The following is a 14596-nucleotide window of genomic DNA, read 5'->3' on the forward strand; positions in this document are numbered from 1 at the left end:
TTATTCGCAAATTTTAAAAGCTGCTTTAAAGACTCTATAAATTTTTATACTTTAACTTTTCCTAAAAATCAATAATAATGAAATACAATTTTGATAAAATTATAGATCGTAAAAATACCAACTCGGTAAAATACGACAAGCTTGAACAATATTTTGGGAAAGATGATTTGCTTCCTTTTTGGGTAGCAGATACCGATTTTAATGTTCCGGACTGTATCTCAAATGCCATATTAAAAAGAGCCAAACATGCAATTTACGGATATTCATTCCGTAGTAAAGATTGTATTTTAAGTGTACAAAACTGGCTTAAAAACCGTCACGACTGGGAAGTGAAAGAGGAATGGATTTCCTCCAGTCCTGGGGTAGTTACTGCTCTATCCTTGTTATTAATGAGTCTGACCGAAAAAGGAGATAAAATTGCTGTTCAACCACCGGTATATCATCCATTCTTTCATGTTATAAATGATACGGAGCGCAGTTTGGTTCATAACCCATTAATTAGAACCGAAGATTCTTACCAAATGGATTTTGAGCATTTGGAACAACTTGCCAAAGATGGTTTAAAAGCCATAATTATTAGCAATCCTCATAATCCGGTAGGAAGAGTATGGACAAAAGATGAGCTTCTTCAACTAGGAGAAATCGCAAAAAAATATGATTTCCTTATCATATCCGATGAAATTCATCAGGATTTAATTTACAAGAATCACAAACACATACCTCTTGCCTCTTTATCAGAGGATTTGGCCCAAAGAACTATTACTTGCATTGCTCCTTCAAAAACTTTTAATGTAGCCGGTTTAGCAAGTTCCGTAATTATTATTCCTAATCAGGAATTGAAAAAAACTTACGAAAAGCTGCTTTGTGCCATGCACCTGGACTCTGGTAATTTGTTTGGACATATTGCCATGCAAGCCGGGTATGAACATGGAGCTGAATGGTTGGATCAGCTTATGAAATATCTACAATCCAATGTAGATTACGTTCGAGAATTTCTTGAAGAAAATATTCCAGAAATTAAATTGGTTACACCGGAGGCTACTTATTTGTTATGGTTAGATTGTAGAGCTCTGAATATTGACTCAGAAAAATTCAACCAGATTCTGATTAATGAATCAGGTTTAGCCTTAAATAAGGGAACTACTTTTGGGAAAGAAGGAAATGGCTATATGAGATTCAATATCGGATGTCCAAAGTCTATGTTAACAAAAGGATTGAACATTTTACAACAAAGCGTAACCCAATTAAAAAAACTTTAATTATCAGGGTTACCTTTTCGGTTTTTGAGGAATAAATAGATAGAAGATTAAACAGAATCGGAAATCACCCTAATGATTATCAATTAAAGTTGATTTTCTGCAAAAAACAACGATAGTCTGTTATACACACGAAAAACCCCGGGTTTACTATTCCCGGGGTTTTTGTATATTAAAAATCACCGGAGCTTCCCCCGGTGACCCATCAGTTATAAATAGATAATTACTAACCTATCCTTCTCCAAGGTACTGATGTGAGATTTTTTTTAGAATTTAAAGGTAAGACTTGCATTCCAAGTTCTTCCAAAACCAAATTCTACTGTATTGTCAACACGCACTCCTTTGTAGGTATCTACACTAGGATCATCGCTTGTTTGTCTTGCAGAATAACCTCTTGAGATATATTCAGTATCGAAAAGATTGTTCACATTAAAACGAAAACGAAGCGATTGTCCACCTTCAAAATACCATTTGTAAGAAACTCCAGCATCAAATAAACTGTAATTAGGATACTCTAAGTTTTTTGAACCTTCAGTGTCATAATCTTCTGGATCTACATATGCGAACATCTTATCATAGAAATACCAATCTGCATCAACAGAAAGTCCCTGAGTAATTTTGTAATCAGCACCTAAACGAGAACTAAATTGTGGAGCTCCACCTACTTCTACATCTTTTAAATAAAGCATGGTTTCATCTTGCTTTCCATCACCATCATCATCAAGAGGATTCCCTAACTCATCATAAGTTAAACCTACGCTGTTATTCTGATATTTCCAGTCTCCGTATGATAATAAACCAAACACCTTCAAGTTTGTAGTTGGACGAGCAACAAATTCCAATTCTACCCCTTTGTGCAATTGATCTAACAATGCTCTGGCAAAGTTTCTGTTCGAATCTGAAAATCGGTTAAAACGATCTTTCCATTGAGTTCTATAAGCATTCACTTTAGCCGTGAAATATTGGGTTTTAAAACCATATCCAAATTCTAAACCAAAAATGCCTTCATTATCAAGATCATTGTAAACATTGGCAAATTCGGTGTAACTATTTGGGAAAGCATCAGAGAAGAATGGCTGTCTTGAGTAGTAACCTGTATTGAAATACACATTGTGTTTTTCATCAATGTTCCAGTTCATACCTCCTTTGATATTGTAGCCCCATTTATTTTCCCAACTAGATTCTCTTTCACTTGAAGGAATCTCCATATACTCGTATCTCTTGTACTTTTGATTGGAAGCCGATGCTTGAACGAAAGCAGAAACAATAGTATTAGTATACTCTAGCTGTCCAAAGAAACCGGTCCATTTGATCTTAGAATCAAAGTTACGGTCAATCTTAGTGGCTTTCTTAAAGTTATTAATATCCCAAGGTTTAGGATCAACTGTGAATGTAACAAAGTTACCTGCTGAATTCACGTCGGTATTGTCGTAGTATGCATCAGCACCTAAAAGATCTGTTAATACACGGTAGTGAAGACCACGATATGTTCTTAAGTCAATACCAAAATCAGCCGTCCAATTCTCATTAAACTTGTGGTTAATATTAGACACCAATCCATACCAGCTATGTGAATTCATAGAAGCACGACGGATTGTTCCTCCATCTCTTTCAGTTACAACACGCTTGCCATCCCAGTAAGAATTCTTGCCATCCAAAGAACTTCCATCCCAAGGTCCAACTGCATTAAAACCATCAACTGTTTGTCCAGAGTTAGCCTTAATCAGATCATCTACTCTAATCAAACCATTCTCATCATCTGGTAATAAGTAATGAGGTGTACCTAAAGTTCCTGTTCCCCCACCAAGTCCCCACGATGCATAACCAACGGTTGATAAAGATGTTTTCTCATTAATATTCCAATCCCAGTTGAAGTTGGTTACTGGTTTGTGATAAAAGTTTCTTGAAAAGTTGAATACTTTACCATTCTTGTATCCCCAGTTAGAGTTATACTTCATACCATATTTTTGGTAAGTAGAAATCCTCTCTTGATAATCCTGATGGTGCCACTGTGGAGCTCCTGTAATCATGAAGTTGAATTGATGCTGTTCCGAAGGTTTGTACCCAAGAGAGAAGAAGTAAGTTTGTCCCTTACCCTCTGTTGCATCCATATAACCATCGCCCTGCCAGTGTGAAAGAAGAACTGTTGCTCCCCAACCTTTTTCATTCAAACCAGTTGAGTAAGCAGCTGTATATTTTTGGTATCCATCGTTACCAAATGAAGATTTAACAAATCCACCAGCTTCTCTTTCTGTTGCCTTGGTAACAATATTTACAGTACCTCCAACCGAAGAAATAGCTAATTTTGAAGAACCTAATCCTCTTTGAACCTGAACAGCTGAAGCGATATCTTGCAAACCAGACCAATTTGACCAGTAAATACCACCCCACTCCATATCGTTAACAGGCTGACCGTTGATTAGAACTGCTGTATTTTTCTGTTCGAACCCACGAACAGTCATTTCAGCATCGCCATAACCGCCACCTTTAACAACGAAAACAGAAGGTACAGTTTTCATCACCTCTGGGAATTCCTGATTACCTACTTTTTCAACAATTTCATCTGTTTTAATAGTAGTGACAGCAACAGGAGTCTGCCTATCCTTTGCAATATCGGTTACACCATACCCCACTACAACTATATCTGCCAAGGTTTCTGAATCTTGTCCTAAAAGAATTTCGCCTAAGTTGGAAGATTGATTGACATTATATGCCATAGTCATAGACTCATAACCGATAAATGAAATTACCAATTGACCTGTAGACTGTTCCACATTTAGAGTAAACTTACCGTTGATATCGGTAGTTGTTCCTTGCGTAGTTCCTTTCACTACAACATTAGCTCCGGGTAGTGCTAATTTTGTTTGAGCATCAAGTACCACACCCGTGATTGTTGTTTGTGCAAACGTAAAGCCTGAAAAGACAATCATTACGATTACAAAAAGCAATCTTTGTAAAATTTTCATTGAATTAAATTTTAGAGTAATAAATTTCAAGTAATAAAACAATTAGTTTATAAAAGATAGAAGTTAAGCCACTTACAATTAAAAATCAATCTTAATTATCACCAGTTAAATTCCACACTGCAAGCTTAGCAAAGCTTCATAAGATAAGCTTTATCAGAATATTAAGGCTATATTATCATCCAGTTAAAAACTTCGGTAAACGGTTAATTCGATGTCAATTTTTTCATCAATCAAAAAAAAAGATTTAATTCAAAATGCCCATAATGCGACAAATCATAACTTTAAAATTTCCAGAAACCAGCCCATTCAATCAATATTTGGTCACCTAATAAATTAGCGTATTTTTGAAGTTCCTAAATCTTAACAACATGCACTGGAAAAAACCTTGGTTTCAAATTAGTATTCTTATTCTTTTGGCTTTTGTGTGGGGAAGTTCATTTATACTAATGAAAATAGGCTTGAAGAGTTTTAGCAGCGAACAAGCTGCCGGAATTCGAATGCTATTGGCTTCACTTGTACTGCTTCCATATTCAATTAAGAACTTAAAATTTCTTCAGAGAAAAGACTTACCAAGTTTACTTGTGGCAGGATTTGTAGGTAGTTTTATACCTGCATTTTTATTTACGAAGGCACAAACTCAAATAGACAGTGCACTGGCAGGAATGCTAAATTCATTAACCCCACTTTTTACGCTCTTGGTTGGAATTTTATTTTTTAAAACCAAATTTAAATGGTTGCAAACAATAGGATTAGTAGTCGGCCTTATTGGAGCTCTTGGTCTGATAACTTCTGGCAAAGAATTGAACTTTGGTAGTATAAATAGTTATGCCTTATTAATTGTACTTGCTACATCATTTTATGGTATCAATATCAATACAATCAAAGCCAAACTTTCACATTTATCAGGAGTTCAGATTACATCTCTTTCATTTTTCTTTACGGGTCCAGCAGCTTTAATTTATCTTTTAACAACAGATTTTCAGCCTGTATTTGCTACTCCCAATTGGGCACTTCATTTTCTTGCTTTGGCTGCGCTAGGAATTATTGGCACCGCAATGGCAATGTTATTAATGAATAGCTTAATCAGACATATTTCTGCCGTATATGCCTCTTCCGTTACTTATATCATTCCCATATTTGCAATTTTCTGGGGAGTAGTTGATGGAGAGAATATTACACTTCTCCATCTTACATACATGTCTGGAATTTTGTTAGGAGTTTACTTAATCAATAAAAAGTAATTAATCAAAGTCTACACGAAGAGTAAATCGAACTTTTGAATCAGTAGGAGATTCATTGGATTCTGCTGGAATCCATTTTTCTCCATTATTAATTAATTCTTTAATTTTTTCGTTTAGATTCAGGTTATTGTCGCCTTTAATTTTAACATCCCCTATAGATCCTGAACTATACACGATAAAAGAAACTTTAAATTTATATTTACCTGTTAATTCAGTTTTAAATTCTGATTTTAGACTTGAAACTATATTCTCTTTGTATATCGAAATACTCTTCGATCGAGAAGGCTTTGCTTTATTCCAAGATTTAATTGGTTCATCCATTTTAACTTCAGATACAGATCCTGGTGCATAAGCTTTTTCCTTTTCAGATCCGTAGGCTGTAACTACTACTTCATTCATCTCAACAGCATCCTGCTCCAAAACAACCAACAAAGAATCAGCAATGTCCACTTCTTTGGTTTCAAAACCAACAAAAGAAGCTGTCAGTTTGTAGTTGGAATTGGTATCCGCAAGATTCATTACAAATTTCCCATCTAAATCAGTCATGGTTCCCTTCGTTGTTCCATTCACAACAATCATTACACCAGGAATTGGTATTTTTTCTTTATCAACTACAAGTCCGGAAATTTTCCTTGCATTTTCATCATTAGCAATTGTTGCAAACCCTCTGATTCTAACTCCTGAATCCCTTTTGTTAGCAGCCACACCTGCTACTCTGCCAGATAGAGCTTTTTCAACTTTATTGCTAACAATTCTTGAAGGTTGATTTTCCTTAACTTTTAGAGCCTTAAGAATTGGTTCACTCTTTTCTATCTCCTCATCTTTTATTTCCTGTGCAAGTTGCTGTTCTTCTTCCTCATCTGTTATTTGAATTTCAAGATCGGCAACTTCAATTCCTTTTTCTTCTACAAGTTCAACTTCGTCTAACTCTTCTATTTGCTGATCTGCCTTAATTTTAAGATTATCCTCTTTTATGATCGGGATACTCTCATTCTTTTGCTTTGGTGTAGCTTGTTCAATATCCTGACTAACCAATTCATTTACTCTTGGGGTTTGATTAATGAAATACAAAATAAAGCTCAACCCAAGAATAACTATAATGCTTGCTGCATAAGGCACCCAAATCAATCTTTTCTTTTGCTTGGAATTTACCCTACTTTCCAAACTCAGTTTCAATTCTTCCAAATCTTGCTCCATCTCCAATGAACTAAGTTTAGACAAGCCATCATAAGCATCACTTTCGAAATCATCCATCATTACAGATTTTTCAAAAGCATGCTCTTCCTTTCCGGTCATTTTATTACCGAAATAGACTAAAAATCGTTCATATGTCAATCTTAACTTAGACTTCATTTTGTTTGGCAAATTCTTCCATGCAAATCTTCAAGTTCCTTTTTCCGTTTTGTATATAGCTTTTCACTTTGTTTACCGGATATTTCAATTGTTTCGATATCTCTTGATAACATTTCTCTTCATAGTAAAACAACAAAATACTCTTTTGCTGCTCTTCCTTTAACCTATCAATGCACCTTTTCAGATTTTGTTCCAGATTTAAATCCGGTGTCTCATCAATAGGATGCAGATAAGTAATAGATTCCACAAATTGCAACTGTAAAAATTTGTCTGCCTGATTTTTCCGGGATTTTTGTTTCCTTAATTGCATCAGACAATAGTTTTTACAAACCACATACAGCCACGGTTTAAAACTCTTTATCTCAAATTTAGGGATTTCTGATATCAAGTGTTCAAAAATAGCATTTACTGCATCCTTCGATTTTTCTCTGTCATGCAGATATTTTAAACATACACCATAAACCAAATGCATATATCGTGAATAAAGCACACCCAATTCTTCCAAATCGCCAGAATCAATATATGATTCCAGCAACTCTTGATCAGAAAGTTTATCAGGATTTCTTTTAGACCGAAACATTAATCTATCTGTGTTAATTATCAGCTTTAATTCTTATGCTAGTTAACCATTTCAGAAAAAAGATGAAAATTTTTTATGGAATTTATTCTTGCCTTGCATCCTAATGACAAAGACGAACAGTAATCATTAAAAAAATAGAATTATGAAAGCTTTAAATTTATTATTGGGATTGCTAGGAATTCTTATTTCTACTACCCTTTCAGCAAAAACCATAAGTGGTGTTGTTACAGATGAATCAAATCTTGCAATACCTGGAGTGAGTATAGTAATAAAAGGTACAACCAATGGAACTTCAACCAATTTTGATGGTCAGTATACAATTGAAGTTGAAAAAGGTGATATTTTAATTTATTCTTTTGTTGGCTTGATGACACAGGAGATTGAGGTGAAAGACCAAACAGTAATAAATGTTATCATGCAAGCAGAACAAATTAGCGTAGATGAAGTAATTGTTGTTGGGTATGGAAAAAAGACAAAGAAAAGCTTCTCTAGTAGTGTTGCTGGTATTAGAATTCGCGGAAAAAGCTCAAGAAGAGAAAAAAGAAATACAATGGCTTTTTGTCAATACGAAATGATGCCAGATATGACCTACAATACCGAAGGATACTCTACAATTAATGAAAACAACTACAAAAATGCAGTAGAAAGTCCGGTTTCAACTTTTTCCATTGATGTTGATGCAGCATCTTATAGCAATGTTCGTAGGTTTCTTACCAATGGAGAAAAACCTCCAATTGATGCAGTACGAATTGAAGAAATGATCAATTACTTCAATTACAATTACGAGCAACCTACTGGTGAGCATCCCTTTGCCATTCATCACGAAATAGCACGATGCCCTTGGAACAATGATAACCTACTACTACATATTGGATTGCAAGGGAAAAAAATTGAAACAGATAACCTTCCAGCATCAAACCTTGTGTTCTTGCTAGATGTATCCGGATCGATGAATTCACAAAACAAACTGCCTTTATTAAAGAAAGCTTTTAAACTTTTGGTAAATCAATTGCGTCCCGAAGATAAAGTTGCTATTGTAGTATATGCCGGCAGCTCTGGTTTGGTTTTACCATCCACCAACGGGAACAAAAAAGAAGAAATCCTAAATGCACTAAATAAATTAAATGCAGGAGGTTCAACAGCTGGTGCTGAAGGATTAAAATTGGCTTACAAAACTGCTCGTGAAAATTTCATAGATGGTGGAAATAACAGAATCATACTTGCTACCGATGGAGATTTTAATGTTGGTATTTCGAGCAATGCCGAGATGGAAAGATTAATTGAAAAAGAACGCGATAATGGCGTATTCATATCTGTATTGGGATTTGGTATGGGAAATTACAAAGATGATAAAATGGAAATCATTGCGGACAAAGGAAATGGCAATTACTCCTATATCGATAACATATTGGAAGCCAAAAAAGTTCTGGTAAACGAATTTGGAGGAACTCTTCACACCATTGCCAAAGATGTAAAAATACAAATTGAGTTTAACCCGGCAATTGTAGAAGAGTACCGATTAATTGGTTACGAAAACAGAATGCTAAACAAGGAAGATTTTGATGATGACAAAAAGGATGCAGGTGAACTTGGCTCGGGACACAATGTAACTGCACTTTACGAGATTAAACTGGCAAAAAAGAAAAAGAAGGATCAAAATCTGAAATATCAGGATACAAAATTAAATGCCAAAGCTCTTTCAAAAGATGAAATTGCAAGTGTGAAATTCAGATATAAAAATCCTGAAGGAAGAAAAAGCATCTTAATTACTGAAGAAATTCCTATGAATATACAAGCTAAACAATCTCTTTCTGAAAACTTCCAGTTCTCTGCTGCTGTTGCTGGTTTTGGTTTACTCCTTCGCGAATCCAAACACAAAGGAAACTGTAATTACGAAATGCTAATTGATTTGGCTCAAAATTCAAAAGGTAAAGATGAAGAAGGATATCGAGGAGAATTTATCAGATTAATGAAATTGGCAAAACATTTGTAAATTTGCGACATTCAAACAAAAAGCAAAAAAAGATGTTCTTAAAAAAATTAGATCAACATTTATTGGAAGCCTTAGAACAATATGGCTTCGAAACACCAAGAAAAGTTCAAAAACAGAGTATTTCAAAAATAAAAAGCGGTGTTGATTTAATGATTCGTGCCGATGAAAAAAGTGGTAAGTCGTCTACTATTGTAATCAGTGTAATTCAACAGCTGAAATCGGAATTCGAAGATGTACCAAGAGCTTTAATTGTTGTCTCGAGCAGAGAAAAATCCATTGAGATGAAAGAACAGTTTGAAGCTTTGGCACAAAATACTGATTTAAGAGTTTTTTGCGAAGGAGATGCTGGTAATCTTCACGATTTAAGAGATAAGATATATGCTGGTTCGGATGTTGTAATTGCAACGGCTAAAAAATTAAATGAGTTATATTCTTTTAGCGGAATTAACCTGAACAATTTAAAAATGTTCATCATTGATGATGCCGAACTAATTATGAGAGATCAGATTTTGTCTGAAATCAACAGATTGTCTCCATATATTCCAAAATCTCAACGTATTGTTTTCTGTGAAAGATTTACGATTCAAATGGATAAGTTTATGGATGAAAACATGAATTTTCCACTAATACTGGATATTGAGAACGAATAAAAAATAAAAGCCTCCAAATTTGGAGGCTTCCTTATACTATAAATATTTAAATTACTTCAGATATGCTTTAAGCATCCAACTAATCTTCTCTAGGTACGAAATATAAGCTGGCAATATATCCAAAGTTCCCTCATCTTCATTCTCATTTGCTTCCGCAATTACATTTCTAACTTTTTCGATCAACACTTCATGCGAATCCACAACCTGTTGAACCATTTCCTCTCCGCTTGTATTGGAGTTTGCTTCCTGAATGCTTGAAATAGCCACATAATCAGAGTAGTTTCCCAACGGATGACCATCCAAGGTCAAGATACGTTCAGCAATTTCATCAACTTTATCACTTGCATCGGTATACAACTCTTCAAATTTTGCATGCAATTCGAAGAAAGCACGCCCCCTCACATTCCAGTGAAAGTTTCTTAAATTTTGATAATACAATTGGTAGTTTGCCAATAAAATTTGTAATTGCTCAACTTCTCTTTCGTTTGCTGTTAACTCAACTGTTGCTTGATTCTCTTTTAGATTTTTCATGATTTTTATTTTTTAATTATTGATTTGTCATTTTCTTGATACAAATATCTATAATTGAAAATAAGATGATCTTATACATCCATAAGATTAACTTATACTTGATAAGCAAAAACATGTGCCTCTCTCATCATGCTCATGAAAATTCGATAAATACATCAATTAGCATGATGAAAAATTTTGTTTAGTAATGACATTATCTAAATATTTTTTATAGTTTAGTGATCTTCAAAAACCTACTAATATTTATAAACCAGTAAATTAATTACCAAGTATGAAAAAATTAGTTTTACTTTTCATTATTGCCTGTGGGCTTTTTATCGATGCTAATGCTCAATCTTACGAGTACAAAGTAATCACTACGATAGAATCTATCGTACCAATGGGTATTGGTCGTTCTAGAATTATCGAAGAAAAGTCTCCAATTGATGCAAATGCATTTACCACAGAAAGAACAGATGGTAAAAAAAGCAATCAGAAAGATGTAAAAAGATCTGATGCCAAAGTAAGTTTGTTTGCAGAAACAAAACTATTGAACTTCTATAGTATTGCAGGTATCAATTTCCAAAACATTGCTTCTAACGATGCATTGATCTCATCAAAAATCAACAATTTGGTTGAACAAGGTTACGAATTGGCTTTTGTTACCAGTGGTGTAGAAAGTGATAGTGGTAAAGGCGATGGTAAAGGTATCTTTATTACTCGTTTTATATTCAAGAAATTAAAGCAATAATTTCAAAGATATATTTACAGTTAAGCCTCGAACGATGTTCGGGGCTTTTCTTTTTTGAAGAAATGACATCCTGAATCAATTCAGGAACTTCTTTTTTGAGAAAACGACCTGCTGAACCAATTCAGGAACTTCTTTTTTGGAAAAATGACCCGCTGAACCAATTCAGGTTTTCATATCCTATCATTCAAATTACAATATTCAATAAAGTACAAAAAAAGGATGCTTTCAATGAAAACATCCTTTTAAATATCTTACAGTTAAGGTTTAGAACATATAATCCCAAACTGGCAATTGTACTGGTTTGCTTTCTGAAGCCTTTTTAGCTTTATCATCTAAGTACTTCTTGTTGATTACCACACGGAACATATAAGCATCGAACCATGCATCAGTGAAAGTGATGTAACCATTGTGACCAGAACCTGATCCCCAAGAGTTCTCGAATTCCCATTTTACTGGCTTTTCGTTTTCATCAACATCAACACCAACCAAGGCCATGGCGTGTGAAGAACCAGACTGACGAGTTAAGATTCTAGCTTTTTTGTCCATATCGAACTCAACTCCCAACAATGAAGCGTAATCGTAAGTATTTACATCCATTACACCTGTTTTGCGGTTGTGCTGTTTTCCTACATCACATGATGCATACATTGCCTCATTATTCTTGATAGAAGCCATTGCAAACTTCTTGATGTCTTCATTTGGCAAGTTCAAGTAAGTCCAGTTAACACCTTCCGAAACATTTCTGTAATTCTTGATTTCATAAACTTTGTAATACTCACGAGTAGGATCGTTCATGATCATTACCATTTCAATGTTAGCATATCCTGGAGCAACTTCTTCTAAAAATTGCTGAGGAGTGTAAGTTTTGCTTTCGCTGATATTGCCTTCTGAATCTTTAAATCTCCATTCGAATTCTACTGGCGGCTCACCTAAACCTAAAGCAAGCATTCTGTAAATAGACTTTAAAGATTCTACCTTAGCAGCTTCCAATTTCTTTGCTGATGCCTTTTCTGCTGCCAACATTCTTAATTTGTAACCTTCGCCTCTTAATTTTTCATTCAATAAACTACCAATTTCGCGAGTTTTGTTACTTACTTTTGTTTCTGGCATAATCTCAGCTGGAACTACACCATACTTTTTAGCTACATTGTAGAATGAGTTCCATACTCCACCATCACCAACAGGAGATTTAAAATAAGTTACAACCTCACGATCATCCATATCACGATCGGAAGTTGCAATAATATTTTCAAGGAACAAGTTTGATTTCTCAAACAAATCCCAGAAATAGTTATAGTTGTGAGAAAAATCGAATGCATTCAAATTGAATTTCTTCATCGCATTTGGACGAATGGTATTCATAGAAGTAAACATCCAACATCTTCCTGAACTTTCCTGATCGGTAATTCCTTTTACATCCACTCTGTATTTAAAGTAATGATCGGTTTTACCAATTTTTGATCTGTTCAAAGATAATTCTCTAATACTTTCCGTATTTGTAATCGCGTTTTGGATTGCTTGTGTATTTGCATCTAACTTAAAGCTGGAACGAATCTCTTCAAGTGTTTTTGCATCAACAGATCCTGATTTCTGAGCTTGTGATACTCCTGTTAATGCCAAAAGCATTGCAGGAACCAATAATAACTTTCTCATCTGTACTGTTTGTTTTTGTAGGTTGTTAAATTGTTGACACAAACTTAAAAATTAAAATAGGAATCAAGAAAGTTGTAGAACAGGTAAGTCATTTAAAGTTTAAATTTTTCAAATAAAAAACCCGAGGCAAAACCCCGGGCTGTTTCTATTTTCCCTTTTCAGGGATATTCTTTTAAGAAAAGTTCAAATTCCTGAAACTTGATACTTTTTCCTTTCTCCTTAGATATGAATCACCTCATCGTAAGCAGCAGCTGCAGCTTCCATAACTGCCTCCGACATGGTTGGGTGAGGGTGAATTGCTTTAATCAATTCGTGACCTGTAGTTTCTAGCTTACGAGCAACGATCAATTCAGCAATCATTTCAGTAACATTGGCACCAACCATATGAGCACCTAACAACTCGCCATATTTCGCATCGAATACCAATTTTACGAATCCTTCGTTAGCACCGGCTGCACTTGCCTTACCTGAAGCTGAAAATGGGAATTTACCAATCTTCACTTCATGACCAGCATCTTTAGCTGCTTGTTCTGTCATACCCATTGAAGCTACTTCAGGAACTGTGTAAGTACATCCAGGAATGGTAGTATAATCGATAGGCTCAACCTTCATACCTGCAATTTTCTCAACACAAGTAATCCCTTCAGCAGAAGCAACGTGTGCCAAAGCAGGACCTTTCACGATATCACCAATGGCGTAAACACCTTCAACATTTGTGCGGTAGAAATCATCTACAATCACACGACCGTTTTCAGTTGCTACACCTACTTCTTCAAGACCAATACCTTCAGTATTTGGAGTAATACCTACTGCAGAAAGAACAACTTCACACTCGTGAACTTCCATCTCGCCTTTCTTGTTCTTGATGTTCACCTTAAGGTTTCCTTCTTCACCTTCCACCGATTCCACAGTAGAGTGAGTCATCACCTTAATCTTATTCTTCTTGAATGAACGTCCCATTTGCTTCGATACCTCTTCGTCTTCAACAGGAAGAATGTTTGGCATGAACTCTACCAAAGTCACATTTGTTCCCATTGTTGAATAAAAGTAAGCAAACTCAGATCCAATAGCACCAGATCCAACTACAATCATCGACTTAGGCAATTTCTCAAGCGTCAATGCCTTTCTGTAACCAATGATTCTTTTTCCATCCTGTGGAAGATTTGGCAATTCGCGCGAACGAGCACCTGTTGCCAAAATAATATGCTTTGCTTCGTAAGTAGTTTTGGTACCATCTTCAGCTGAAACTTCAACTTGCTTGTTACCAATTAGCTTTCCGAAACCATTTAGAACTTCAATTTTATTCTTTTTGAAAAGATACTGAATACCACCACTCATCTTTTCTGCCACACCGCGACTACGAGCAACAACCTTTTCAAAATCAGCTTTTACATCACCATCAACAGATAATCCATAATCACCTGCATGTTTCATGTATTCAAAAACTTGTGCCGATTTCAACAAAGATTTTGTAGGGATACATCCCCAGTTCAAACAAATACCACCCAGTTCAGCACGTTCTACAACTGCTACTTTCATTCCCAATTGTGAAGCACGAATGGCAGCTACGTATCCACCAGGACCACTTCCTACTACTATTAAATCGTAACTCATTTTTATTTTGTTGTTTATGTTAGTACAAA

General features: G+C 35.1%; 11 protein-coding genes. 5 read left to right on the forward strand and 6 right to left on the reverse strand.

Going from position 1 to position 14596, the window contains the following annotated elements; genetic code table 11:
* Window positions 1-77 precede the first annotated feature (77 nt).
* Window positions 78-1259, forward strand: coding sequence for a MalY/PatB family protein (locus tag ACKPCA_RS12345; protein WP_321279363.1), 1182 nt, complete (start codon window positions 78-80; stop codon window positions 1257-1259).
* 263 nt (window positions 1260-1522) lie between these two features.
* Here the strand turns inward: ACKPCA_RS12345 and ACKPCA_RS12350 are convergent, their stop codons facing one another.
* Window positions 1523-4222 carry a TonB-dependent receptor gene (locus ACKPCA_RS12350; RefSeq protein WP_321279364.1) on the reverse strand — a complete coding sequence of 900 codons (2700 nt, stop codon included), beginning with the start codon at window positions 4220-4222 and terminating at the stop codon, window positions 1523-1525.
* Between the two features lie 368 nt (window positions 4223-4590).
* Between ACKPCA_RS12350 and ACKPCA_RS12355 the strand changes: the two genes are divergently transcribed.
* The gene (locus tag ACKPCA_RS12355) at window positions 4591-5463 is read left to right on the forward strand and encodes a DMT family transporter (RefSeq protein ID WP_321279365.1); all 873 of its coding nucleotides are present in this window, start codon (window positions 4591-4593) and stop codon (window positions 5461-5463) included.
* Here the strand turns inward: ACKPCA_RS12355 and ACKPCA_RS12360 are convergent, their stop codons facing one another.
* A complete protein-coding gene (locus ACKPCA_RS12360; protein ID WP_321279366.1) occupies window positions 5464-6816 on the reverse strand; it encodes a carboxypeptidase-like regulatory domain-containing protein in 1353 nt (450 codons plus the stop codon). It lies immediately after the preceding gene.
* Complete coding sequence (locus ACKPCA_RS12365; RefSeq protein ID WP_321279367.1) at window positions 6806-7396, reverse strand: RNA polymerase sigma factor; 591 nt, start codon at window positions 7394-7396, stop codon at window positions 6806-6808. Before ACKPCA_RS12365 ends, ACKPCA_RS12360 begins: the two co-directional genes overlap by 11 nt.
* 142 nt (window positions 7397-7538) lie before the next feature.
* Between ACKPCA_RS12365 and ACKPCA_RS12370 the strand changes: the two genes are divergently transcribed.
* Together ACKPCA_RS12370 and ACKPCA_RS12375 are read left to right on the forward strand one after the other, a co-directional pair.
* Entirely contained in the window at window positions 7539-9389 is a 1851-nt protein-coding gene (locus ACKPCA_RS12370; protein ID WP_321279368.1) for a vWA domain-containing protein, read from the forward strand.
* 32 nt (window positions 9390-9421) lie between these two features.
* Complete coding sequence (locus tag ACKPCA_RS12375; protein ID WP_321279369.1) at window positions 9422-10039, forward strand: DEAD/DEAH box helicase; 618 nt, start codon at window positions 9422-9424, stop codon at window positions 10037-10039.
* A gap of 51 nt (window positions 10040-10090) precedes the next feature.
* Here ACKPCA_RS12375 and ACKPCA_RS12380 read toward each other — a convergent pair whose 3' ends face one another.
* The gene (locus ACKPCA_RS12380) at window positions 10091-10570 is read right to left on the reverse strand and encodes a Dps family protein (protein WP_054720837.1); all 480 of its coding nucleotides are present in this window, start codon (window positions 10568-10570) and stop codon (window positions 10091-10093) included.
* Between the two features lie 271 nt (window positions 10571-10841).
* Here ACKPCA_RS12380 and ACKPCA_RS12385 point away from each other — a divergent pair, with 271 nt between their 5' ends.
* Complete coding sequence (locus ACKPCA_RS12385) at window positions 10842-11300, forward strand: hypothetical protein (protein ID WP_054720835.1); 459 nt, start codon at window positions 10842-10844, stop codon at window positions 11298-11300.
* Window positions 11301-11564: 264 nt separating this feature from the next.
* Here the strand turns inward: ACKPCA_RS12385 and ACKPCA_RS12390 are convergent, their stop codons facing one another.
* Together ACKPCA_RS12390 and lpdA are read right to left on the reverse strand one after the other, a co-directional pair.
* The gene (locus ACKPCA_RS12390; RefSeq protein ID WP_321279370.1) at window positions 11565-12953 is read right to left on the reverse strand and encodes a C1 family peptidase; all 1389 of its coding nucleotides are present in this window, start codon (window positions 12951-12953) and stop codon (window positions 11565-11567) included.
* A 219-nt stretch (window positions 12954-13172) separates the two neighbouring features.
* Complete coding sequence (gene lpdA / locus ACKPCA_RS12395; RefSeq protein WP_321279371.1) at window positions 13173-14567, reverse strand: dihydrolipoyl dehydrogenase; 1395 nt, start codon at window positions 14565-14567, stop codon at window positions 13173-13175.
* Between the last annotated feature and the right edge of the window lie 29 nt (window positions 14568-14596).

The organism is Marinifilum fragile (genome assembly GCF_963677365.1).
GTDB classification, from domain to species: Bacteria; Bacteroidota; Bacteroidia; order Bacteroidales; family Marinifilaceae; genus Marinifilum; species Marinifilum fragile.